The sequence below is a fragment of the Novosphingobium lindaniclasticum LE124 genome, from assembly GCF_000445125.1.
GTDB classification, from domain to species: domain Bacteria; phylum Pseudomonadota; class Alphaproteobacteria; order Sphingomonadales; family Sphingomonadaceae; genus Novosphingobium; species Novosphingobium lindaniclasticum.
In genome coordinates this window covers 1-21,987 of sequence record NZ_ATHL01000038.1, presented here as the reverse complement: position 1 = coordinate 21,987, position 21,987 = coordinate 1, and the positions used below count along the sequence as shown (strand labels likewise).

The 21,987-nt window shown below is 68.3% G+C and carries 18 protein-coding genes; 6 read left to right on the top strand and 12 right to left on the bottom strand.

Annotation, left to right across the window (positions count from 1 at the left end; genetic code table 11):
- The first annotated feature begins 31 nt into the window (after positions 1-31).
- Positions 32-439 (top strand): GtrA family protein, encoded by a 408-nt coding sequence (locus tag L284_RS29125; protein ID WP_021232824.1) that lies wholly within the window; start codon positions 32-34, stop codon positions 437-439.
- Here L284_RS29125 and L284_RS29120 read toward each other — a convergent pair.
- The 7 genes from L284_RS29120 to L284_RS29090 all read right to left on the bottom strand — a co-directional run bounded on the left by L284_RS29120 (position 411) and on the right by L284_RS29090 (position 8,927).
- Entirely contained in the window at positions 411-1,391 is a 981-nt protein-coding gene (locus tag L284_RS29120) for a glycosyltransferase family 2 protein (protein ID WP_021232823.1), read from the bottom strand. The genes L284_RS29125 and L284_RS29120 overlap by 29 nt on opposite strands.
- Positions 1,392-1,395: 4 nt before the next feature.
- The gene (locus tag L284_RS29115; protein ID WP_021232822.1) at positions 1,396-2,370 is read right to left on the bottom strand and encodes an NAD-dependent epimerase/dehydratase family protein; all 975 of its coding nucleotides are present in this window, start codon (positions 2,368-2,370) and stop codon (positions 1,396-1,398) included.
- Positions 2,371-2,429: 59 nt separating this feature from the next.
- Positions 2,430-3,689, bottom strand: coding sequence for a methyltransferase domain-containing protein (locus L284_RS29110; protein WP_021232821.1), 1,260 nt, complete (start codon positions 3,687-3,689; stop codon positions 2,430-2,432).
- The gene (locus L284_RS29105) at positions 3,682-4,902 is read right to left on the bottom strand and encodes a DegT/DnrJ/EryC1/StrS family aminotransferase (RefSeq protein WP_021232820.1); all 1,221 of its coding nucleotides are present in this window, start codon (positions 4,900-4,902) and stop codon (positions 3,682-3,684) included. Before L284_RS29105 ends, L284_RS29110 begins: the two co-directional genes overlap by 8 nt.
- On the bottom strand, positions 4,893-6,008 hold the full coding sequence (gene rfbG / locus L284_RS29100; RefSeq protein WP_021232819.1) for a CDP-glucose 4,6-dehydratase: 1,116 nt from the start codon (positions 6,006-6,008) through the stop codon (positions 4,893-4,895). Before rfbG ends, L284_RS29105 begins: the two co-directional genes overlap by 10 nt.
- A gap of 10 nt (positions 6,009-6,018) precedes the next feature.
- On the bottom strand, positions 6,019-6,858 hold the full coding sequence (gene rfbF / locus L284_RS29095) for a glucose-1-phosphate cytidylyltransferase (RefSeq protein WP_021232818.1): 840 nt from the start codon (positions 6,856-6,858) through the stop codon (positions 6,019-6,021).
- A gap of 317 nt (positions 6,859-7,175) precedes the next feature.
- The gene (locus tag L284_RS29090; protein ID WP_021232816.1) at positions 7,176-8,927 is read right to left on the bottom strand and encodes a hypothetical protein; all 1,752 of its coding nucleotides are present in this window, start codon (positions 8,925-8,927) and stop codon (positions 7,176-7,178) included.
- Positions 8,928-9,196: 269 nt separating this feature from the next.
- Here L284_RS29090 and L284_RS29085 point away from each other — a divergent pair, with 269 nt between their 5' ends.
- From L284_RS29085 to L284_RS29075, 3 genes are read left to right on the top strand one after another with little or no spacing between them, the layout of a single operon-like run.
- Complete coding sequence (locus L284_RS29085; RefSeq protein ID WP_021232815.1) at positions 9,197-10,345, top strand: glycosyltransferase family 4 protein; 1,149 nt, start codon at positions 9,197-9,199, stop codon at positions 10,343-10,345.
- 50 nt (positions 10,346-10,395) lie between these two features.
- On the top strand, positions 10,396-11,355 hold the full coding sequence (locus tag L284_RS29080) for an ATP-grasp domain-containing protein (protein ID WP_021232814.1): 960 nt from the start codon (positions 10,396-10,398) through the stop codon (positions 11,353-11,355).
- The gene (locus tag L284_RS29075; protein WP_021232813.1) at positions 11,348-12,013 is read left to right on the top strand and encodes an HAD family hydrolase; all 666 of its coding nucleotides are present in this window, start codon (positions 11,348-11,350) and stop codon (positions 12,011-12,013) included. The genes L284_RS29080 and L284_RS29075 overlap by 8 nt, the downstream gene beginning before the upstream one ends.
- A 65-nt stretch (positions 12,014-12,078) precedes the next feature.
- Here the strand turns inward: L284_RS29075 and L284_RS29070 are convergent, their stop codons facing one another.
- From L284_RS29070 to L284_RS29050, 5 genes are all read right to left on the bottom strand, one after another.
- The gene (locus L284_RS29070) at positions 12,079-12,648 is read right to left on the bottom strand and encodes a sugar transferase (protein ID WP_031341553.1); all 570 of its coding nucleotides are present in this window, start codon (positions 12,646-12,648) and stop codon (positions 12,079-12,081) included.
- Positions 12,649-12,662: 14 nt separating this feature from the next.
- On the bottom strand, positions 12,663-15,029 hold the full coding sequence (locus L284_RS29065; protein WP_081673897.1) for a GumC family protein: 2,367 nt from the start codon (positions 15,027-15,029) through the stop codon (positions 12,663-12,665).
- A 180-nt stretch (positions 15,030-15,209) separates the two neighbouring features.
- Positions 15,210-16,370, bottom strand: a complete 1,161-nt coding sequence (locus L284_RS29060; RefSeq protein WP_021232810.1) for a glycosyltransferase — start codon at positions 16,368-16,370, stop codon at positions 15,210-15,212.
- Complete coding sequence (locus L284_RS29055) at positions 16,367-17,845, bottom strand: lipopolysaccharide biosynthesis protein (RefSeq protein ID WP_021232809.1); 1,479 nt, start codon at positions 17,843-17,845, stop codon at positions 16,367-16,369. The genes L284_RS29060 and L284_RS29055 overlap by 4 nt, the downstream gene beginning before the upstream one ends.
- The gene (locus L284_RS29050; RefSeq protein ID WP_152524604.1) at positions 17,842-19,230 is read right to left on the bottom strand and encodes an O-antigen ligase family protein; all 1,389 of its coding nucleotides are present in this window, start codon (positions 19,228-19,230) and stop codon (positions 17,842-17,844) included. Before L284_RS29050 ends, L284_RS29055 begins: the two co-directional genes overlap by 4 nt.
- A 216-nt stretch (positions 19,231-19,446) precedes the next feature.
- Between L284_RS29050 and L284_RS29045 the strand changes: the two genes are divergently transcribed.
- Positions 19,447-20,850: a pectate lyase family protein gene (locus L284_RS29045; protein WP_021232807.1), complete on the top strand. Its 1,404-nt coding sequence runs from the start codon at positions 19,447-19,449 to the stop codon at positions 20,848-20,850.
- 71 nt (positions 20,851-20,921) lie between these two features.
- On the top strand, positions 20,922-21,987 hold a 1,066-nt coding region (locus L284_RS29040), incomplete at its 3' end, for a glycosyltransferase family 4 protein (RefSeq protein WP_152524603.1).

Here is a 21,987-nt window from a genome sequence, read left to right as displayed (position 1 = left end):
GACCCGCCGGTCATGCCTGGTGCGGTGCGGCATGAGCGGCACCGCATCGCTGGGGCGCGAGGCGGCCACGCTCGCGCGGTTCGTGCTCGTGGGGCTGGGCAATACCGCGATCGGCTATGGCCTGATCCTCGGCTGGCTGCGGCTGGGGCTGGGCGACTATGCAGCGAACATGGCGGGCTTCGCGATGGGCCTGCCGATTTCCTACGGCCTGCACCGTCACCTGACCTTCCGCGCCCGCCACCGCGCCACGACCGCCGAGGCCTTGCGCTACGCGGCGGCGTTCCTGATCGCCTATGCGGCGAACCTGTCGGTCGTGGCGCTGGGCCGCGCGGCGGGGTTCGAGCGCAGCGCCCTGGTGCAGGGCGCCGCGATCTGCACTTATGCGGGCGTGCTCTTCGTGCTCACCCGAGTCACTGTCTTTCGCGCGCGACCAGCGTGATCACTTCGGGAAAGTTGAGCTTCTGCTCGACGATCGGTTTCGTCCCCGGCTTGGCCTGGAGGAACAGGCGCCCGACATATTCACCCAGGATCCCCATGAACACCGCGTTGATCGAGATCGACATCAACAGCAGGATCGTCGTCGTCGCGAAACCTGCGGGCCAGGCCTGGCCCAGCAGCACCCGGCCGACGAGGTAGATGAACGTCAGCACCATCGAGAGCACGCCGATGACGATCCCCGCGATCGAGGCGATCCGCAGCGGCATCAGCGAGTGGTTGAGCACGCCGTCGACGGCCAGCGAGATCATCGACTTGAGCGGGAACTTGCTCTCCCCGGCGATGCGGTCGCCGCGGTCGTATTCCAGCCCGACCTGCGAGAAGCCCATCGCGCTGATCAGGCCCCGCAAATAAGGCGAGGCGTCCTCCACCTTGTGCAGTTCCACCAGGATGCGGCGGTCCACCAGGCGGAACTCCCCGGCGTTGACCGGCAGGTCGTCGTCGCTGATCCAGGTGATGAAGCGGTAGAACATCCGGCGCAGCGTGGCGACGAAGAAGCCATCCTTCAGCGAGCGGCGGATGCCGTAGACCACCTGGTGACCGTTGCGCCAGAGCCCGAGCATCTCGGGGATCAGTTCGGGCGGATCCTGAAGGTCGCAGTCGAGCTGGATCGAGCAGGCGCCCGTCGCCGCCTTGTAGGCGCAGAGCAGCGAGCGCTGGTAGCCGTAGTTGCGCGAGAAGCGGATGACCTTCAGCGCCGGATCCTTGCGGGCGAGGTCTTCCAGCAGGTCGAAAGTGCGGTCGGTCGAATGGTTGTCGGTGACGATGATCTCGTAGCTGTAGTCGGGCAGCTTTTCGAAGACGCGCACGATCGATTCGTAGCAGCGCACGACGTTGAGTTCCTCGTTGAAGGCGGGAACCAGGATGGAAACCAGGGTCTTCGGCTCGGCGTTCACGGGTCTAACCTGCTTTCGTGCACATGAGTTGCTCGTCCGCGACAGTGCGGACGAGGCCTTCGTCGAGATCGATGCGATAGCGCCAGCCGAGACGTTCGGCGGCGAGGTCGGGACTGGAGAGCAGCGTCGCCGGGGCAGCGGCCTGCACGTCGTCCGATAAAGGAGCGCGGGCAAGGAAGCCGTCCGGGCAGCCGGTCAGGGCTTCGATCCGGCGGGCCACTTCATCCATCGTCGGGGCCAGGCCGGTGCAGACGTTGACGCAGTCGAGCTGGCGCCCGGCGGTTGGGGCGAGGCGGGCGATATGGAGCAGGGCGTCTACCGCATCGTCCACATGGAGCAGGTCGCGCCGGTCGGCCGGGCGCCGGATGACCATCGGCTGGCGGTCTAGGCAGGCCCGGATCAGTGCGGGAACGAGGAAGCTGGCCGCCTGTCCGGGGCCGTAGCAGAGCGCCAGCCGCGCCGTCAGCACCGGGAAGGGCAGGCACGGGGCCAGCATGGCGATCGCCTCGGTGGTTGCCAGCATCCCGGCACCATAGGGTGTTGAGGGCACGGCGCGGTCCTGCTCGCGATAAGGCAGCGGCGCGTGTCCGTATTCGGCGATCGTTCCGGCGCGTACCACCGCTTCGGGCGGCTCGGGCAGTTCGGCCAGCGGCTCCAGCAGGTTGAGCGCGGGCTGGAGGTAGATCGCGGCGGCCCCGCGCGCGGCGCAGAAATCGGGCTGCGGCGGCAGGCGGGTCTCGGCGGCAAGGTGGAATACGCGGCGGGGGCGAAGCGCGCGGATGCAGCGCCGGATCTCCAGCCGGTCCGACAGGTCGATGCGGTGGATCGTCAGGCGTTCGGCGAAAGGCGCGAGCCGCCCCAGTTCGGTCGAGGGGCGCACGATGGCATGAACTTCGCCGCTCTCACCGAGCAGGTGACGGACGAGGTGCGCGCCGATGAAGCCGCCGGCACCGGTAAGCAGCGTAACCCCTTCGGCCACTGGGCAACCCTTCCGCAAGGGTCCGGGCCGGAATCGGATTCCGGCCCGGACTGTTCAGTTCAGCAGACGATGCGCGGCACCGGCAGCGGCACCAGGAACTTGCCGCCGCGTTCGCGGAAGGCAGCCTGCTGTTCGAAGATCTCGTCGAAGAAGTTCCAGGCGAGCACGAAGAGCACGTCGGGCTTTTCTTCCTCGATGGCTTCGACCGGGCGGATCGGGATGCGCGTGTTCGGCGAATAGAGGCCGTGCTTCAGCGGATTGCGGTCCACGAGGAAGTCGAGATAGCGGGTGTCGATCCCGAAATGGGTGATCAGCGTATTGCCGCGCGCCGAAGCGCCGTAGCCGGCGATCTTCAGGCCTTGCGCCTTCATCTCGTCGAGCATGGCGCGCACGTCGCGGCCCATCTCCTCCACGTCGCGCGCGAGGCTGTCGTAAGTCTCCGGCAGCAGCATCCCGCCCGCCAGTTCGTCGCGCAGCATGTCGCCCACCGACTGCGAGGGGCCGATTCCGGCAGCCTTGCGGTTCAGGAACACGCGCATCGAGCCGCCATGAATGTCGGGCAGCGAGAGCGCGTCGGTCACTTCGAGGTCGAAGAAGGCGGCCAGCTTGACGATCGACAGCAGGCTGAACTCGGAGACGTGCTCGTGGTAGATGTTATCGAACTCGGTGTGGTCGATATATTCCTTGGCGCGGGGCACTTCGATCACGAAGGTCCCGTCGTCCGAGAGCAGGATCGTGATCGCTTCCATGAAGGTGTGCAGATCGCCGATGTGGTTGAAGGTGTTGGTCGTGACGATCACCTTGGCCGGGCCGCGCTGCGAGCGGACCAGTTCGGCGGAAGTCGGCGTGAAGTAGTCGATGTGGGTTTCGACGCCGCGTTCGGCGGCCATGGCAGCGATGTTCTCGGCCGGGTCGAAGCCCAGCGTCTTGCAGCCCAGCGCGTTGCAGGCGGCCAGCAGCAGTCCGTCGTTGCTGCCGATGTCGACGATCAGCCCGTCCCCGGCACGCTCCGCCAGGACTTGCGCGAAGTCCGCGAAGTGGCTGTGCATCCGCGCCGCGCCCGAAGGCACGTAGAGGTAGTGGCGGAAGAAGTCGGCCGGGATCTGGTCGGCGATCTCCACCAGCCCGCACTCCAGGCAGACCTGGGTATTGAGCGGGAAGGCGGGCTGCTGGCTGTCCAGATCGTCCGGACGGATCAGCATCTGGCCCGGGGCATGGTCGCCCAGCGGCAGGAACAGGTAGGGCGCGGGCGCCTTGCAGGCGCGGCATTCCGAAAGCACGTCGGTGGCGTCCTGCTGGGGGATCGGCATCTCAAGCATTGGCCGCCTCCCGCGAAGGGGCGACCGAGAGCGAGCGGACGAAGCCTTCGAAAGTTTCGTGCATGAAGTCGATGTGTTCCTCGTTCAGGCCGTGATGGCAGGCGAGCAGGATGCCGCCCTTCATCACCGCGTCGGCCACCGGACAGCCTTCGGGCGGGGCCTTGAGCGTCACGTTCTTCATGGCCGGCTGGCGCAGGATGTTGCCGGTGAAGACCGGGCGGGTCTGGATGTCGCGCTCTTCCAGCCAGATCTGCATCTGGGTGCGGGTGAAGGGCGCGTCCTCGCGAATGGTGAGCGGGAAGGCGAGCCAGCCGGTGCGCGATTCGGGCAGCTGTTCGGGCAGGACGAACCAGTCCTCGTACTGCTTGAAGAACTGGTACTGCCGCGCGAAGTTGTGTTCGCGCGCGGCGATGTTGTTGTCGAGCTTCTTGAGCTGGACGAGGCCGAAGGCGGCGCCCATTTCCGAAGGCTCGACGTTGAAGCCCAGTTCGTCGAACAGGAACTTGGCGTCGTAGTCGATGCCGTCGAGCGCGACGTTGAAGCGCTTCTCGATGCTTTCGGAGTCGACGTAGAGCGAGCTGGTGCGGCCCCAGGACCGCAGCAGCAGCGCGCGGCGGGCGAGGTCTTCGTCCGAAACGCAGAGCATGCCGCCGTTACCCGCCGCATTGATGACGTGCGAGCCGTAGAAGCTCGTGGTCGAGATGTGCGAGCGGGTGCCGGTGCTGGTGCCGCGCAAGGTGGCGCCCAGGGTGTCGGCGCTGTCTTCCACCACCATCAGGCCGTGCCTGTCGGCGATCTCGCGGATGCGGTCCCAGTCGGGCAGGTTGCCGATCAGGGACGGGATCATCATCGCCCTGGTGTTCGGCCCGATCATCGCCTCGATCTTGTCGACGTCGATGTTGTAGGTGCCGACCGCCGAGTCCACGAAAGCCGGGACCAGGCGCGAGCGCACGATCGGCGCGACGGTGGTGGCGAAAGTCAGCGCCGGAGTGATCACCTCGCTGCCCTCGGGCAGGTTCAGCAGCTCGACCGCGAGATAGTTCGCGGAAGAGCCGGAATTGACCATGATGCCGTGGTTCTTGGCGAACAGCGCCGAGACCTGCTCCTGCATGGCCCGTACTTTCGGCCCCATCTGGGTGGAGGTCCGCAGGACTTCCATGACGGCGGCGATTTCCTCTTCGCCGTGGACAGTCTGGCCGTAATTTACGCGCATAGTGCTTCCCCCTGGAGTGTTTCGGTGAATCCGCCCGAGTACCGGGCGATCTGCGCCTCGCTGAAGGCGCGCATGTCTTCGTTTCCGGCCGCGAAGGCGCGGTACCATTCGGCGCTCATGGTCACGGCTTGCTCGGTCGAGAGGCGTGGGCGCCAGCCGAGGCGGGCATGGGCCTTGCTGCTGTCGAGCGTGAGCATCCCGGCCTCGTGCGGATCGTCGGGGCGGCGCCCGAAGGCGATCTGCGCCACGCCGGGTCCCCAGGCTCGCTGGAAGTGGCGGGCGATTTCCTCGACGTCGATGAAGCCATCGGCGCTGGGGCCGAAGTTCCAGGCCTCGGCAAAGCGCGGCGCCTGCTCCCCAAGCAGCCGCGCACCCAGCATCAGGTAGCCCGCGAGCGGCTCCAGCACGTGCTGCCACGGGCGCACGCTGGCCGGGTTGCGGATCGTCACCGCGGTGCCGGCCACGGTGGCGCGCACGACGTCGGGCAGCAGGCGGTCGAGCGAATTGTCGCCCCCGCCGATCACGTTGCCCGCCCGCACGGTGGCGATCTGGCAGCCGGCGGGATCGGAAAAGTACGAGCGCCGGAACGCGGCGGCGACCAGTTCGGTACAGCCTTTCGACGCGCTGTAGGGATCGGCCCCGCCCAGTTCGTCGGTCTCGCGGTAGGGCCATTCCCACTCGCGGTTCTCGTAGCACTTGTCGCTGGTGACGACGACCACGCCGCGCGCCGAGGGCATCCGCCGCACCGCGTCCAGCACCACGGCGGTGCCGGTGACGTTGGTGGCGAAAGTCTCCACCGGATCGTCGTAGGACGGCCGCACCAGTGCCTGCGCGGCGAGGTGGAACACGAGGTCCGGCTCCACGTCCTGGCAGGCCTGCGCATAGGCGGCGGCATCGCGGATGTCGGCGATGCGGTGGTCGACCAGCCCCCCGAGGTCGACCGAATGAAACATGTCAGGGCCTTGCGGGGGGCGGTGCAAGGCGACCCCGGTGACCTCTGCGCCCAGTTGACTGAGCCAGAGGCACAACCAGCCACCCTTGAAGCCGGTGTGGCCGGTCACCAGAATCCGCTTGCCCCGATATGCCGAAACAAGCGCCTGATCCATTGAGCCTTCTTCAGGCATGTTGCAGCTTCGTCGTCGGCGCATCGGTGCTGAGCACCGGCTGTCCGTTTTCGAAATCCATCCAGGGCGGCAGTGTCTGGCAGCCCAGCTTGTCCAGCGTGTCGCGGTCGCGCACGGTGTCCATCGGGTGCCAGAAGCCCTTGTGCTTGTAGGCCATGAGCAGGCCGTCGTGGGCGAGGCGCGTCAGCGGCGCCTGCTCCAGCGGCTCCTCGTCGCCGGTGAGATAGTCCAGCACGCCCGGTTCGAAGACGAAGAAGCCGCCGTTGATCCAGGTTTCGTACTTGATGACCTTCTCGGTGAACTCCACCACCTGGCCGCCGTCGCCGTCGCACGGGCCCAGTTCCAGGTTGCCGAAGCGCGCCGGGGGTTGCACCGCGGTGACGGTGGCCAGCTTGCCGTGCGAGCGGTGGAACGCCAGCAGCGCATCGAGGTCCACGTTGCCCACGCCGTCCGAGTAAGTGACCATGAAGGTCTCGTCGTCGAGCCAGGACCGCAGGCGCTTCAGGCGCCCGCCGGTCATCGTGGCCAGGCCGGTATCGACCACCGAGACGCGCCAGTCGATCTTGGAGGTGGGGCGCAGGGCCATCTCGCCGTTGCCGATGCCGACCGTGAAGTCGTTCGACATGAGATGGAGGTCCTGAAAGAAGCTCTTGATCGCCATGGCCTTGTAACCGCAGGCGACGATGAAGTCGTTGTGGCCCCAGCGGTCGTAGATATCCATGACATGGAGCATGATCGGCCGACCGGCCACTTCGACCATCGGCTTGGGAATACGAACCGTTTCTTCGGCAAGGCGGGAGCCGAGGCCCCCCGCAAGCAGGACGACTTTCATGACCGCACCTCCGGTGTCGGAATTTTGAGGAGAAATTCTCCGGTCGATGCAGGAAGGTTAAGGGCAGAGCGGGCCGGCGGAGAAGTGTTCATCCGGGTTAGGCAGCTTTAGCCAGTGGAGGTGCCAAAGGGTTAAGCGCCGGGCGGCAAATGCGCGGAAGGGCCATTTCGAGAGGGTCTTCAGGCGTCTTCCCGGACGTGATCCGGGACCGCTGCCAGGTCTTCGGGCGCAAGATCGCGAGCAAGGCGCGGCTCTGCCAGCGGTCCCGGATCACGCCCGGGACCGACGAGGATTTATGAGTTTACGCCCTGGCCAAATTATTCGTCAGGATCGGGCGCCAGCGGGCTGCGGTAGAGTACCGGACCGGTGCCGTCGCCGCGGGCGGGAAACTCCAGGTAGCCGTGGCTGCGCGCATAGTCGGCGAAAGGCTGCTCCAGCGGCTCCTCGCCGCTCACCAGGATGGCCGAGGGGCGGTGGCCGTCCAGCCAGGCAACGAGCTGACTGGGCGAAGTCGTGGTCCAGTAGGTTCGCTCCTGCGGCGGCATGTAGTCGGCCACGCGGTAGACGAACTGGCCGGCGGCGAACTCGCCCGGCACCGAGAAGCCCCCTTCCAGCGCCAGCACCGGAGAGAGCGTCGCCACGCTGTCGCGCGAGGACGCTCCGGCGCTGCGGGCGAGCTGACGCATTTCACGGTGCAGCTTCATGCCTTCCCAGGAAGCCGGGCGGGCCAGCGACACCAGCCCCGGGCCGACCCGCGACGCGGCGCAGAGCAGCGCGACGCATGCCAGGGACAGCAGCACGGCATCGGCCGCCCGCCGGTTCTCGCTCAAGGTCCGGGCCCGCAGCAGCAGCACCAGCAGGATCAGGAAAGGGATCGGCGGCACGAAGTATTGCGGGAAGGAAGGACTCGGCACGAAGGAGATGGCCACACCCATCAGGGCGAGCGCGGCAGCCAGCACCACGGGCCAGGACCATACGGCGAGGAGCCCGTCCCGCCAGCCGCGCCGCGCCAGCGGCAGGACGACCAGGACGACGGCGCCGGCAAGGGCGAGCAGCGTCGCGTTGGAAGTCCAGATATCCTCGGCGAGCAGGATCTTCTGCGCCACGCCGACGATCTTGGGCTCGGCCGAGTGGTCCCAGTAGATCGGCTGGAGCTGCGTGAAGTAGCGGATCGTATGGGCGAAGAAGGCGTCAGGGTCGGAAGCGATGGCGATCAGCGCCGGAATGCCGCCGGTCAGACCGCCCAGCGCGAGCGGCACCGTGCCGCAGACCAGGCGATGGCGCAGCGGCCGCGCGAGCGGGGCCAGCACGGTGGTGACGGCCAGGAACGGTGCGATGAAGATGTAGTTGGCCTTGAGGCCGATCGCGACCGAGACCAGCACGCCCGCCACGAAACAGCACATCCACGAGGGTCGCTCGCGGTCCAACCCGCAAAGCAGGAAGTGGATCGCCAGGAAGGCGAAAGGCAGCGGCAGGAAGTTGTTGGTCGCCAACATGCCGGGCGGGCCGATCAGCAGCACGTTGCCCATCAGCAGCACGGCGGCGGCGAAGAAGGCGGGAAAGCCGGTTCGCTGGCGCCGGGCGATCAGCCAGAGCGCCGCGACCGCCACGGCCCAGGCCGTCACGATCAGCAGGCGTCCCAGCAGCAGGACATGCCCCGTGCCGATCAGCCAGTAGAGGCCGCCGAGCATGTAGGGCAGGTAAGGCAGGTGGTTGTAGCCGAAGTCGCGATAGATATCGCCCGTGCCCCATAGCCGCGAGACCGTGATGAAGAGGTTTTCGTCCCGTCCGATCGGAAAAGCGAGTACGCGTCCGGCGATTCCCAGGAACATCACCGCCAGCACGCCGAATGCCGCGACACGGACCGGGCTCGGCGTGGTCTGCCGCATCGGGCCGCCGGGGCCGTCGCTCAATCCTTCCGAGAGAGGCGCGGCAAGGCCGAACGGTTCGGCGGGCCCCTCGGGCACGGATGACGGGAACAGATCCCGGCTCTGCGCCCAACCCTGGCCCTGACCCCTGGCCTGACCCTGGCCCTGACCCGGCCTCTGGGCCCTGTCGCTGTCCATCATCGAAGTCCCCTCTTGCCTAGGACCGTCAGGAAAGACGGCCTTGCCCTGGCGCGGAAGTGTGGCGGATGCGCGGGTAGACCGTGAGCGCGATTAGGGCGTACCCAATCAGGATGACGGCGGCCGCGTTGCCGTGACGGGCACGGCGGGCAGGCCGGAAGCTGCTGTTCCAATAAAGAGTTAGTTCGCATGACCGTCTGCCGACCGGCGCAGCTTGCGCTAGGTTCGCGGCAGTTTTCGAGAACGGTTTCCACGCAGGCGGACGAGAGGCCTTGGCACTTCCACACAGCAAGATGCGCATCGCGATCGTCGCGTCCGGCCTTGGCGCCGGGGGCGCCGAGCAGGTCATCGCGCAGCTATCCCATCACTGGTGCGCCGCCGGGCACGCGGTGGAGGTGATCGCCTTCGATCGTCCCGAAGACCCGGTGTTCCACCACCTGCCGGGCGCCGCCACGCTGCACCGGCTGGGCGGCAGCAGCGGCTTTGCCGGCATGGCCGGGCGGGTCGCGGCCTTGCGCCGGGTGCTGCGGGACCGCAGGCCGCAAGTGATCGTCTCGTTCCTGACGAAGAACAACCTTATCGCGGCGCTCGCCACGATCGGCACGCGCACGCGCCTCGTCTGTGCGGAGCGCAACAATCCGGAGCGACAGGGCGCGCATCCCTTGTGGAACCTGCTGCTGCGCCTGCTCTACCGCCGCGCCGATGCCATCGTCTGCCAGACGGAGGCCGTGCGGCGCTGCTTTCCCGCCGCCGTGCAGGGCAAGCTGGTGACTATCGCCAATCCGGTGCCGCCGCCCGACGTCGCGCGCTCGGCCGCCGAGGTGAAGCGGATCTGCGCGGTAGGACGGCTGACGCATCAGAAGGGCTTCGATCTGCTGATCGCGGCCTTCGCCTCGGCAACCTCGGGCGCACCGGACTGGCGGCTCGACATCTGGGGCGAGGGGCCGGAGCGAGAGGCGCTGCATGCCCTGATCCGCGATCAGGGACTGGCAGGGCGGATATCGCTGCGGGGCTTGAGCCCCAGGCCGCGCGCCTGGGTGGCGGAGGCGGGGATCTTCGTGCTGTCGTCGCGCTACGAGGGGTTTCCCAATGTCCTGGGCGAGGCGATGGCGGCCGGTCTGCCGGTGATCGCGGCGGACTGCGATTTCGGGCCCGCCGACATGGTGGAGCACGGCCGCAGCGGCCTGCTGGTGCCGGGGGAGGATCCCGCCGCGCTGGCGCGCGCCATGGCGGACCTCATGGCAGATCCTCTTGCGCGCAGCCGCATGGGCGCGGCGGCGGCAGAGGCGATGGCGCGGTTTCGGCCCGCACACATACTCAAGCAGTGGGACCTTATGCTGGCGCAAGCGACGGCGGCGCGGCATGGCCCCGTGATACGGGCCGCAGCCGCGGCGGAAGCCGGGCAAGGCCTTGAGGCGTAAGCATCGGGGCGCATAAGCATGGGCGCTTCACAAGTAATCGGGGGAACGGGGTGGTACGGATACTTTTCACGTCGGCCGGGCGCCGGGTCGAGCTGACTCGCTGCTTCCGCCGCGCGGCCGAGAAACTGGGCCTGCGCGCGGAGATCCACGCCTGCGATCTCGAACCGGAACTCAGCGCCGCATGCCTGGAGGCCGAAGCGGCGTTCCAGGTGCCCCGCTGCACCGCGCCGGACTATGTCGAGCGCCTGCTGGACCACTGCGCGCGCGAGAAGATCGACCTGCTGGTGCCGACCATCGACACCGAACTGGACGTGCTCTCCCGCGCGCGCGAACGCTTCGCGCAGGCAGGCACCATGGTCCACGTCAGCGCGCCCGAGACGATCGACGTGGTGCGCGACAAGGAACGCACCATCTCCGTCCTGGCCGCCGCCGGGGTGCCGGTGCCGCGCACCGCGCGGATCGAGGACGTGCGCGCCGACCCCTCCGGCTGGGCCTTCCCGCTTTTCGCCAAGCCCGTCGGCGGCAGCGCCAGCCGCGGCATCGGCGTGCTGCACTCGGCCGCCGACATCCGCGACGACTATCCCGAGCCGATGCTGGTGCAGGAACTGCTGCGCGGGCCGGAATATACCATCAACATGTACCTCGACGCGCGCGGCCGGATGCGCTCGGCGATCCCGCACTTGCGCATCTCGACGCGCGCGGGCGAAGTGGAGAAGGGGCGCACCGTGCGCGACGCGCGCATGATCGCCATCGCCGCAGACATCGCCGCCGCCCTGGAAGGCGCCGAGGGGGTGCTCTGCTTCCAGCTCATCGACGATCCCGATCGGGGGCCGCGCGTCTTCGAGATCAACGCCCGCTTCGGGGGCGGCTATCCGCTGGCCGACCATGCCGGCGGCCGCTTCGCCGAGAGCCTGCTCGCCCGGGTGGCGGGGCTCACCGAATGCGCGAGCGAGCACTGGCGCGAGGGCGTCACCATGGTGCGCTACGACAGCGCCGTGTTCCGTGGTTGAGATCCGGCAGTCCGTCGTGGTCCTGGACCTCGACGACACGCTCTACCTCGAACGCGACTTCGCGCTCAGTGGCTTCGCGGCGGTGGGGCGGCACCTGGAGCAGAGCCACGGCGTCTCCGGCTATGCGGATCACTGCGCGCGGCTGCTGGACGAGGGGCATCGCGGCACGGTGTTCGACGCGGCGCTCGCGGCCATGGGGCTGGCGACGGTGGAGGTGGCGCCGCTGGTGGCGCTTTATCGCGGCCACACGCCCGAGATCGCGCTGGCAGAGGATGCCCGGCGGTTGCTCGACCGAGTAGGCGCGCGGGCCAGCGCGATCATCACCGACGGCCCGGCCCGGACCCAGGGCAACAAGGTCTCCGCACTGGGGCTCTACGAGCGGATCGGCAAGGTCATCCTCACCGGCCTCCTGCCCGAAGGCTGCGGCAAGCCCCATGCCCTGGCCTACGAGATGGTCGAGCAATGGTCCGGCCGACCGGGGGCGGAGCACGTCTATATAGCCGACAATGCGGCGAAGGACTTCGTCACCCCGCGCGCGCGCGGCTGGACCACCGTGCAGATCCTGCGCGAGGACCGGATCCACGCCTGCACGCCGCCCACGCCCGATCATGCGGCGCACCATGTGGTGACATCGCTGGACGAGTTGACGCTGGCCTGATCCGGCGTTTGCAGGCACGCCCGTCATCCCGGCGCAAGCTGGAACGACGGGGGGGAGTTTACGCCCTAATCCGCCAAAGCCACCGCCTGCGAGCGGCGTTCGCCGCCGACCATGACCCAGAGCGTCAGGGCCACGATCCGCAGGTCCAGCAGCGGCGAGGCGTTCTCGACGTACCAGAGGTCCAGCGCGATCTTCTCGTCGAGCGAGAGCAGGGTATTGCCGTTGACCTGCGACCAGCCGGTGAGCCCCGGCCGGACCCGGCCCCGCGCCGCACCGCGTGCGCCGAGGCCGGCGATCGTCTCGGGCAGCAGTGGGCGCGGGCCGACGAAAGTCATGTCTCCGGCTGCGACGTTCCACAGGCCCGGCAGTTCGTCGAGCCGGCTGCGGCGCAGGAAGCGCCCGAACGCGGTGACGCGGTCCTCGTCCGGCAGCGGCTGGCCGTCCGGCCCCACGGCGTCGCGCATGGAGCGCAGCTTGAGCAACGTGAAGTCCCGCCCCTCGCGACCCGCGCGGCGCTGCCGAAACAGCACCGGGCGGCCCATCGAGACCAGCACGCCCAGACCCAGCACCAGAAGCAGGGGCAGAAGGGTGAGCAGGAGCAGCGAAGCGAGCAATCGAAGGGAAGCGAAGGCCACTCGCGCGCTCCTGCTCACGCTTCCGCGGGGCGCCACGAATGGCCCCGGAAGAAGCGACGGATCCTGGCGGCCCACTCTTCCCGCACCGGCACCGGCGCGGAGTAGTAGCTGGCCGAGTCGGCGTAGAACTGAACCGAGTCGCCGTAGCGGCGGCGGGCGTGTTCGGCGTAATCGACCTGATCGAAGATCACCCCGCCGACGCTGTCGTCCAGCATCTCCAGCGCGGCACGCATCTGGTCGCCGGTGGTATGGCCCCAGCGGGCGACCAGCACGGTCTGGTCCGCGAAGTGGCACATGGCGCGGGCGTCGCGCACGGCCAGGGCGGCGGGGGCATTGATGATGACCAGTTCGAACCGCTCCTTGAGCTGGTCGAGCAGGGTCTTCAGTCGGTTCGACGAGAGCAGCAGCGCCGGTTCGGCCACCGGCTCCTTGGCGCTGAGCAGGACGATGCGGTTGGCGCCGTCCGGCTCGGGCTGGTCGGCGCCTTCATGCCCGATGACCTGCGTGCCGTCGGCGGAAGTGATCAGGGTGCCGTCGTAAGGATGCGCCGAGCGGGGCGCGACCAGGCTGTCGAGGTCGGCACGGCCGCAGACGATGTCGACCAGGTCCGGCATCTGCATCTCGTTCTGGAGCCGCTGGAGCGCACCGCGTTTGCGCAAGTCGAGGTCGAGGATCACCGTGCGGTCGCCCATGGCGATGCCGGCGGCGGCCAGCGTCAGCGAGACCGTGGACTTGCCGTCGCCGGGCAGCGGGGAGGTGACCAGCACCACTTGCGAATTGCCGCCTCTCCGGTCGAGCGCCCGGACTTCGGTATACGTCGAGCGGGCGACTTCGGCGAAGAGCGACTGCGGCTCCTTGATCACCGGGCTGTCGTTGGGATCTTCCGACAGATTGCTCTTGAGCAGCGGCAGCATGCCCAGGGTCGGCAGGCCGAACAGGCGGCGGATCTGGGCGGTGGTGCGCAGGCGGTCGTCCAGGAAGTCGCGGGCGAAGGCGATCAGGAAGGCCAGCACGCTCGACCCGAGCAGGGCGGTGATCGCCATCTTGAGCGGCGCCGGGGCGATCGGATCGTAGTCCGGCACGGCCGGCGAGACGACCGAGGAGGACACGCCTTCCATCTGCATCTGCGCGCGAACCTGCTCCAGGCGCCCGGCGATCGCCTTGTAGGCATCGTCGGCCAGAGTGGCTTCGCGCACCAGCTTGTCGAGCTGCACGGCATTGGCCGTGTTGCGATAGGCGGTCGAACTGAGACCGGCGACGATGCCTTCCAGGCGGCTGGCCTGGGCGCTGTCTCCGGCCGCCTGGCTGCGGGCGAGTTCGGCCATCTGCGCGGCCTTGGCCGAAGCGTCGGCCTGGGCGGCGGCCTGGACGCGGGCCTGTTCCTTGACGATGCCCTGGTCCACTGTGGCAAGCTGGGAAGCGAGGCGCTTCACGTCCGGGTGGTTGGGGCCGAGGCTGGTGGACAGCTTGGAGGTTTCCGCGACAAGCTCTCCGCGGGTGCGTTCAAGCTGGTCGAGCACGCCGGAGCTGGCGAGCGCGGTGCTCTGCATCCGGCTGGCGCGGGCGATGCCGGCGCTGCGGGCCATGGCCGCGTCCCGCGCCGCCACGGCGGAAGCGCTCTGCACCGCGATCCGGTTGATCTGGGCAAGGTCTTCGGCCCCGCCCGCGCCCGTCAGCATCTGGTGCTGGCCGCGGAAGTCGGCCACGCGCTGGGCGGTCTCCTCGGCGGCGATGGCGCGGGCCTGCTGTTCCTGTTCCAGCGAGGCGAGCAGTTCGGTGCGCCGTTCGTTGGTCTTCATCGTTCGCAGGGCGCGAACCGAAACGGGGATCTGGTTGGCGATCGCGGCCGCAAGCACCGGCGATCCCGCCGTGACCGAGATCTCGACCAGGTCGGAGCCCGCCTCGGAATTGATGGCGACCATCGAGAGGACCTTGTTGGTCGCGGCCTGCTGGAGAACGCGCCGGTCTTCCGGGACCTTGCCGAGTTCCTTCAGGAAATCGTTGTCCTTGGTCAGGTGCAGGTCGTTCACCACCTGCTCGGCGGCGGAGCGCGAGCGGTGCAGGCGCACGGCATTGGCGACGCGTTCGGCATTGCGGGAATTGACGTCGGCCTGGTTGGTGCCGACTTCGTCGATCAGCTCGACCTGGACCGTCGAGGAGGAGCGGTACAGCGTGGGCGAAAGCAACTGCTGCACGAGCACGGCCAGGGTGATGGTCCCCACGACCAGCGCCATCATCGTCCGGTGACGGTAGATGACGCGTAGCAGGTCCTTGGGTCCGACCTGATGATCCGATGGCGAAGATGAATCCCTGGACAGCGCCGGTCCCCGGTAATGGGCCGGCGCGCCGCCGATCGGGCTTGGCGCGATTGCAGTTGACATGTGTGCCCCTCCAGCGAGGTGAAGTTCGCCGCCACGGGGCGGCCCGATAGATGGCTGCCGCCCCCCGCGGGACGGGCCTGGTGCGGAACCGTCCAAGCGGTACGGTCTTCAGGATGGACTATGCGATCAAAGCCCGGAGGCGCAAAAAGGGCATAGGGGCCGCGCGCGCCCTAATAGAGACTAGTCCTTTTGGGGGGCGCGAAGGCGCAGCAGGGACGAGTAGAGTTCGAGATGCCGCGCGGCGGCGTTTTCGATCGTATATTCGCGGCTGGTAGCCAGGGCCCCTGCGGAATATTGCCGGTAGAGGGAGGGATCGTCTGCCAGTTGCAGGATCGCCGCCGCCAGTGTCTCGGGCTTGTCGGGCGGGCAGAGCAGACCGTTCTGGGCCGAGCGCACGAGGCCGCGATTGCCGGCGACGTCGGTGGCGACGACCGGCAGGGCCATGGCCATGGCCTCGAGAATGGCGACCGAGAAGCCCTCGTAATGGGACGTGTTGAGGAACAGGTCGCTTCGGGCCATGAGGTCCGGCACGTCGCGGCGTTCTCCCAGGAATTCCACCACGCGCTCGAGGTTCAGCGCGCGGACCTGCGCGCGCAGGTCCTCCAGTCGCTCGCCGCCGCCGGCGATGCGCAGGACGGGGGCACCTTCCCCGGCGCGGTCCTGCAGGATGCGGGCCGTCTCGATCAGGAGCGGATAGTTCTTCTGGTCGGAAATCGCGCCTACGCTCAGCACGTTGCAGGGGCGGCGAGAGGCGGCGCGCGGTGCGCTCGCCCGGTAGCGCGCGGAAGGCGCATTCTGGATCAGGGTGTAGGGCCGCCTGGACAGGCGCCGGTACATGGCCGCGGTGTCGTTGCTGATGGCGATGTAATGATGGACCACGCGGTCCACCGCGGCGAACAGGGCGGGCGGGAAGCTCAGGCGGCTGTTGTGGTAGGTGAAGACCACCGGCCCGGCAAAGCCGGACAGCGCCAGCATGGCGACCGCGCGGACGGTGTGGACGTGGACCACGTCCGGCCGCGTCCCGGCCAGGTGGCGGCGCAGGGCGAGCACGCCCGGCAGCAGGCGGCGGCTCCGGCCGAGGCGCATCGATTCGAAGCGGCACCCGCTCTCGGCGATCTGGGCGGCCAGCTCGGCCTCCATCTCCGGCGAGTTGCCGAGCGTGGGCGCATCGCAGAAGGCGAGGACGGTGCCTTGCGCGCCCTTGGCGGCAAAGGCGGCGTTGAGATTGGTAACCAGGACTTCCGCCCCGCCCGAGGTCAGGCTGGTGATGATCGAGCTGACCTTGAGAGGGCTTGCCCGGTCGGCGGGGCGCGTGAAGTCGCTGGGGGCGTGGAAGGTCACGACTCGGCCTCCATGGCAGCAGCGCCGTTGACCGGCGAAGGGGAAGCAGCAGGCGGGATCGGCTCCGCACGGCGCAGCCCGCGCCAGAAGGCGATGTCGATCAGGGTTACCGACATGAGTCCGAACGCGACGTGGGCGTAGTTCGCGCCCATCGCGCCGTAGCGGGGGATCAGCACGAAAGCCGCCGCGAAGAAGGCGGTGGCCGAGGCGAAGCTGGCAAAAAGCACGAAAGTCGGCCGGTTCATCGCCATCAGGGCGGTACGCGCCGGTGTCGCATGCAGGGTCAGCAGCACGGCGAAAAGCTGGATCAGCAGGAGCTGGTAGCTGTCCGCGAAGCCGGGACCGAACACCAGCTCGATCACTTGTCGCCCCATGAGCCAGCAGGCGCCCACCGCCGCCAGCGCGATCGCGGCGAGCGCGAGCTGAAGCATCCGCACGAGCTGCCCCATCGCCGCTGGTCCTACCTTGCGCCACAGCCGGGCGAGGTCGGGATAGATCACCGTCTGGATCATGTCCCCGGCCATCTGCGCCACTTTGGCGATGCGCCGCGAGAGATAGTAGAGCCCCGCCGGCCCCGGCCCCGCGAACGTGCTGACCAGCAGCGTATCCATCTCATGCGTCATGGTGCGCACGGTGGAGGACAGGTTGGTCGAAATGGCGAAGCGCATGAAACCGGGAAAACGCCCGGGAAGGCCTCGCCGGTCTGCCCGCAGGGGGCTCGGCACGCCGGTCTCGGCGATGGCGCGGAAGCCCAGGAAGTTGAACAGCGCCGAATCGAAGATCTGGCTGACGGTCCAGACCAGCACGAACCAGATCAGCCCCGCATCGACGACATAGAGCAATGCCGAGAATGCGAAACGCGCCACGAAGGAGGCCAGCTGAACGTAGGCGAGCACGCGGAACTTGCCGGCGAGTCGCAAGGCGGCGCTGGCCATGCCGCGCGGATTGCAGGCGATCGCGCAGGCATAGATGGCGACGAGATGGACATTGCCCCGCCCGATCCCGATCAGGTCGCCCGCCAGCCAGGCCACGACGACGCTCAGCACCGCCGCCAGGAGCGCGCTGCTGACGTCGAGGATCAGGCCATAGGCATAGAGCGAGGACATCCGGCCGACGTCCCCATGCTCCTCCTCCACCGCGATGAAGCGCACGAGGGGTTGCCAGGATTCGAAGCGGATCAGCCGCTCGCAGACGCGGCCGATCGTCAGGATCACCGCCAGGATGCCGAACTGCTCCTGCCCCAGCGCGCGGGTGGCGATGGCGAGGCTCGCCATCATGATCATCACGCCGCCGAAATTGCCCGAGAGCAAGTGGCCGATGTTGACGAGGTGGGGCCGCAGCATCTCGCTGCCGCGCCAGCGGGCAAGCTGGCGGGGCAGGAACCCCGCCTTGCGCTCCTCGCTCCCGTACTCCAGGCGGTCCTTCCGGCCGCCGTTGCCGGCCGCGACCCCGCCGGCGCTATCGAGGGGTGTCATCCTGCTTCCGGCGTCCGGACGGTTTCGGGATCCTCGGCCCGGCTCGGCCAGGCCGGGCGCCGGGTGGTGCCCAGGGCGGCCATTCCGGCCCCGGTGGCAGCGAGCGCGAACATGAGCATCACCGGCCCATTCCACATCCGCGCGAACATATGCGGCAGCGACATCGCGTACATGAAGAAGACTCCCAGGATCGCGAGCGCGGAAACGCCATCGGTGCGACTTCGCACGGCGATGAAGATGCCTTGCACGAACATCGTGGCGAACATCAGACTAAGCCCGAGGAAGGAGACGATGCCCCCTTCGTTGAGCACGAGAAGGTAGAGCTGGTGGACCGGCATCCCGTAGACGCTGGCCTTGCGGTAGCCGTCGCTGCCCAGCCCGATCAGCAGGTTTTCGCCCGACATCTGCCAGGCTTCCTGGATCAGCACGGAGCGGCCGACGAACGTGCCGGCCTTGGTCGGATCGCCCGAGACCACGGCATCGCCCACCCGCTGCTCGAAGGCGGCCGGCACCGGCCCCCCCAGGCCGACGTAGGCGACCACCACCAGGACTACCGGCAGGGCGATCGTGATCACCGTGCGGATGCGGGAGAAGGCGAGCACGAAGCCGATCGAGAGGATCGTCGCGGAAAAGGCGGTGAAGCTGGCGCTGTAGACCAGCCCGGCGACCACCACGAGCGCCAGCGGCACGGCGACGAAGGGACGCAGGCGCTTCTCGATCACGGCATGAAGCAGGAAGATCAGCGCGAAGACGCAGACGGCGCCGTTGGAGTTCGGCTCGCCGGTGAAGGCGCCGAGCCGTCCGTTGCCGGTGACGACGTACTTGTTGACGTATTGGTTGATCATGTCGCGGCTGAACAGGTTGACCAGGGCGACGCCGATCGCCTGCGATACCGCCACCCCCCAGATGTAGGCCACCGCGCAGCGGTGCAGCACGTGCGGCGAGCAGTTGGCCAGCACCATCGGGATCAGCAGGAGCGCGAAGGCATATTGCCCGCTCACCACGGGCCAGCGGGCGAAGTCGCCGTGGAATGTCGATCCGATCAGCATGCCGCCCAGCAGCATGACGATCCCGGCGACCCACAGGACCGACACCCGCCCCATCATCCTGGCATTCAGCCCGCGCGAAACCAGCATGAGCAGGATGCAGACGATCATGATCATGTCGGACATGGTCAGGTTGAACGCGGGAATGCGGCCGACCTGCCACCAGCTCAGGAAGAACGCCGCCGCCGGCAGCAGCACGCCGATGGCGCGATCGTAGGGAGACGCGGGCAGGCGCGCCGGCCGATATCCCTGCGCGGGTCCCTCAGGTCTCCGGGGCGGCTCCTGCGGGATCGCCGGTTGCGCCCCCTCGCCGGGGAACTGGGTAAGGATAGCGGCCATGGCGGCGATCATGGGCAGCCGGTCGCCTCAAGGCAAAGGCCAGTCCGAGCGATAGGCGGGCGCATAGATGTTAGCGCAAAAGGGTGACGCCGGACGCGGCGCTAAATCCAATTGGTAACTTGTACGCACTGGATGGGAGAGTCAGGTTTTACTGCGCGCATGGCTCCCCGGGCCCGTCAGACGGTGCGCGTTCGGCCCGCTGCTGGAGGACTAGGCATGACTGCGACGAAGCTGCCGAAGACGCGGACCGGGCGAATTCTTCCGGCCCGCCGCACCCTGGTCGTGGTGACGGGCCTGGGGCTGGCGGGGCTGGCCGTGCTGGCGGGGCTGGCGGGAACCGTCAGCGAGCGGGTCATGGCGGCCGCCCCGGTCGTGAGCGTACCGGGCGGCAAGAAGTCCTTTCCGGCCGCGACGGGCTACGGCGCCACCAGCGTCGGCGGGCGCGGCGGTCGCATCATCTACGTCACCACCCTGGCCGATTCGGGCGCCGGCTCCTACCGGGCCTGCGTAACGGCCACCGGGCCGCGCGTCTGCGTGTTCCGGGTAAGCGGGGTGATCCGCTTCACCCAGCGCCCGCCCTGGATAACGTCCCCCTATCTCACCATCGCCGGCCAGACCGCGCCCGGAGGCGGCATCACCCTGGCCCACGGCGGCGGCCGCAACGGGCTGACCCCGCTGGTCATCAAGGACACCCACGATGTCGTGGTGCGCGGCATCCGCGTGCGCAACGACCGCATCGGCGGCAACCGCGAGGCCGAGGACAGCATCACCATAGAAAAAAGCAGCCGCGTGGTGATCGACCATGTCAGCGCCTCCTGGGCGCGCGACGAGCTGATCAACGGCTACGACGACAACGACGAGATCACCATCAGCAATTCGATCTTCGCCTGGGGTATCCCCAGGCACGACAAGTGCGCGCTGCTGGCCAGCGATCCGGTGGACAAGCAGAAGCTGAGCTTCATCGGCAATCTCTGCGCCCATAACGGCGATCGCAACCCGGACATCAACTTCCCCAAGGGCTCCTGCGTGGAAGTGATCAACAACGTGCTCTACAATGCCTATTCGGAATTTGCCGAGGTCTGGGAAAGCTACGGCGGCAGCCCGGTCTCGATCGTGGGCAACAGCTTCATCGCCGGCAGCAACACCACCGCGCTGAGCCGCGGCGTCGCGCGCGAAACGCAGGGGTCGACAGGCATGGCCTCGATCTACCTCTGGGACAATGCCTTCCACGGCAACTTCAAGCACGTCAGCCCGGAAGTCGTCCCGGCGCAGATCCAGCAAGCGCCGTGCCCGCTCACGGTGCAGCCGATGAGCGCTTCGGCCGCTTACGATGCGGTGCTGGCCCGCGCCGGAGCGTTCCCGCGCGATGCCATCGACAAGCAGGCCGTCGCCGACGTCAGGAATCGCACCGGACGCATCGGCGAGCCGGTGCCCGCGATCCCCACCCCGGCGCCCGGCACCGCCTATGTCGACGACGACAAGGACGGCATGGACGACGCGTGGGAGCGGGCCAACGGCCTCGATCCCGCGCGCAACGACGCCTGGAGCGACAAGAACGGCAACGGGATCGAGAACTTCGAGGAATTCCTCAGCTACAGAGAGAAAGGTTTCGGGCTTTGAACAGTCTGGCGGGGCCGCTTGCGGCAGAGTTCAAGCGGGTCGGGACAGCCACGCCGGCAGGAACCGGATCGATGGTGCGGGCTCGAGGTCACTCTGGGGCCGAGGGGCAGGCCGAAGGGCCGCTTCGGATCTGCTTCCCCTTTGCCGGAGACGAACTGGGCGGCAGTCATGTCTCCGCGCGCGGGCTGATGGAAGCGCTCGACCCGGAGCGTTACCGGCTTCTGGTCGTGCCCGAAGTACCGGGCGGCACGATCGCGGACTTCTTCGCGGCTTTCGCGCAGGAAGCGGATCCAGCCCGCCCGCGCCGCTCGTTCGTGCCCGGCGCGCAATTCGGGATCGGCAAGGTGCTACGGGCGCTTCTCGGCGTGCCGCGCCGCGTGAACTTCCTGCGCCGGAACGCCATAGACATCGTGCACAGCAACGACGGGCGCAGCCATGCGAGCTGGGCCCTGGCGGCGCGACTAGCCGGAGCCCGGCTGATCTGGCACCATCGCGGCGACCCCGACGCGCGGGGCCTGCGCTATGTGGCGCCGCTGCTGGCCAACCGCATCTTCACCGTCTCCCGCTTCTCGCTTCCGGGCAGCGGGGCCTCGCGGGCGGGGGGCTCTGGAACGGGCAGGGGAAAGCCGGCCGCGGAAGTGGTCTACAGTCCCTTCGACACGGCGGTCACCGCCGACTGGGCAGCCATGCGAGGACGCATCGTCGAGGAAATCGGCTGTCCCCCCGACGCGGTGCTCTGCGGCTGGTTCGGCAATTTCATCCAGCGCAAGCGTCCGCTGGAGTTCGTCGCGGCGGTGGAGCGGCTGGCGGCCCTGATCGACCGGCCGGTCGTGGGCCTGATGTTCGGCGATCCGCGTAATACCGAAGTGGGAGAGGCGCTGCCGCAGCGCATCGCGCAAGTCTCGGGCCGGGCGGCAGTGCACATGATGGGCTTCCGCACGCCGGGCCACGAATGGCTGGCGGGCTGCGACCTGCTCATGGTGCCCGCCGCGCGCGAGCCGCTGGGGCGCACTCTGGTCGAAGCGATGCTGGTCGGCACGCCGGTCGTCGCCACGGATTCGGGCGGCAACCCGGAAGCGCTGGAAGGCGGCTGCGGCGTGCTCTGCCCGCTCGACGATCCTGAAGCGATGGCGCGGG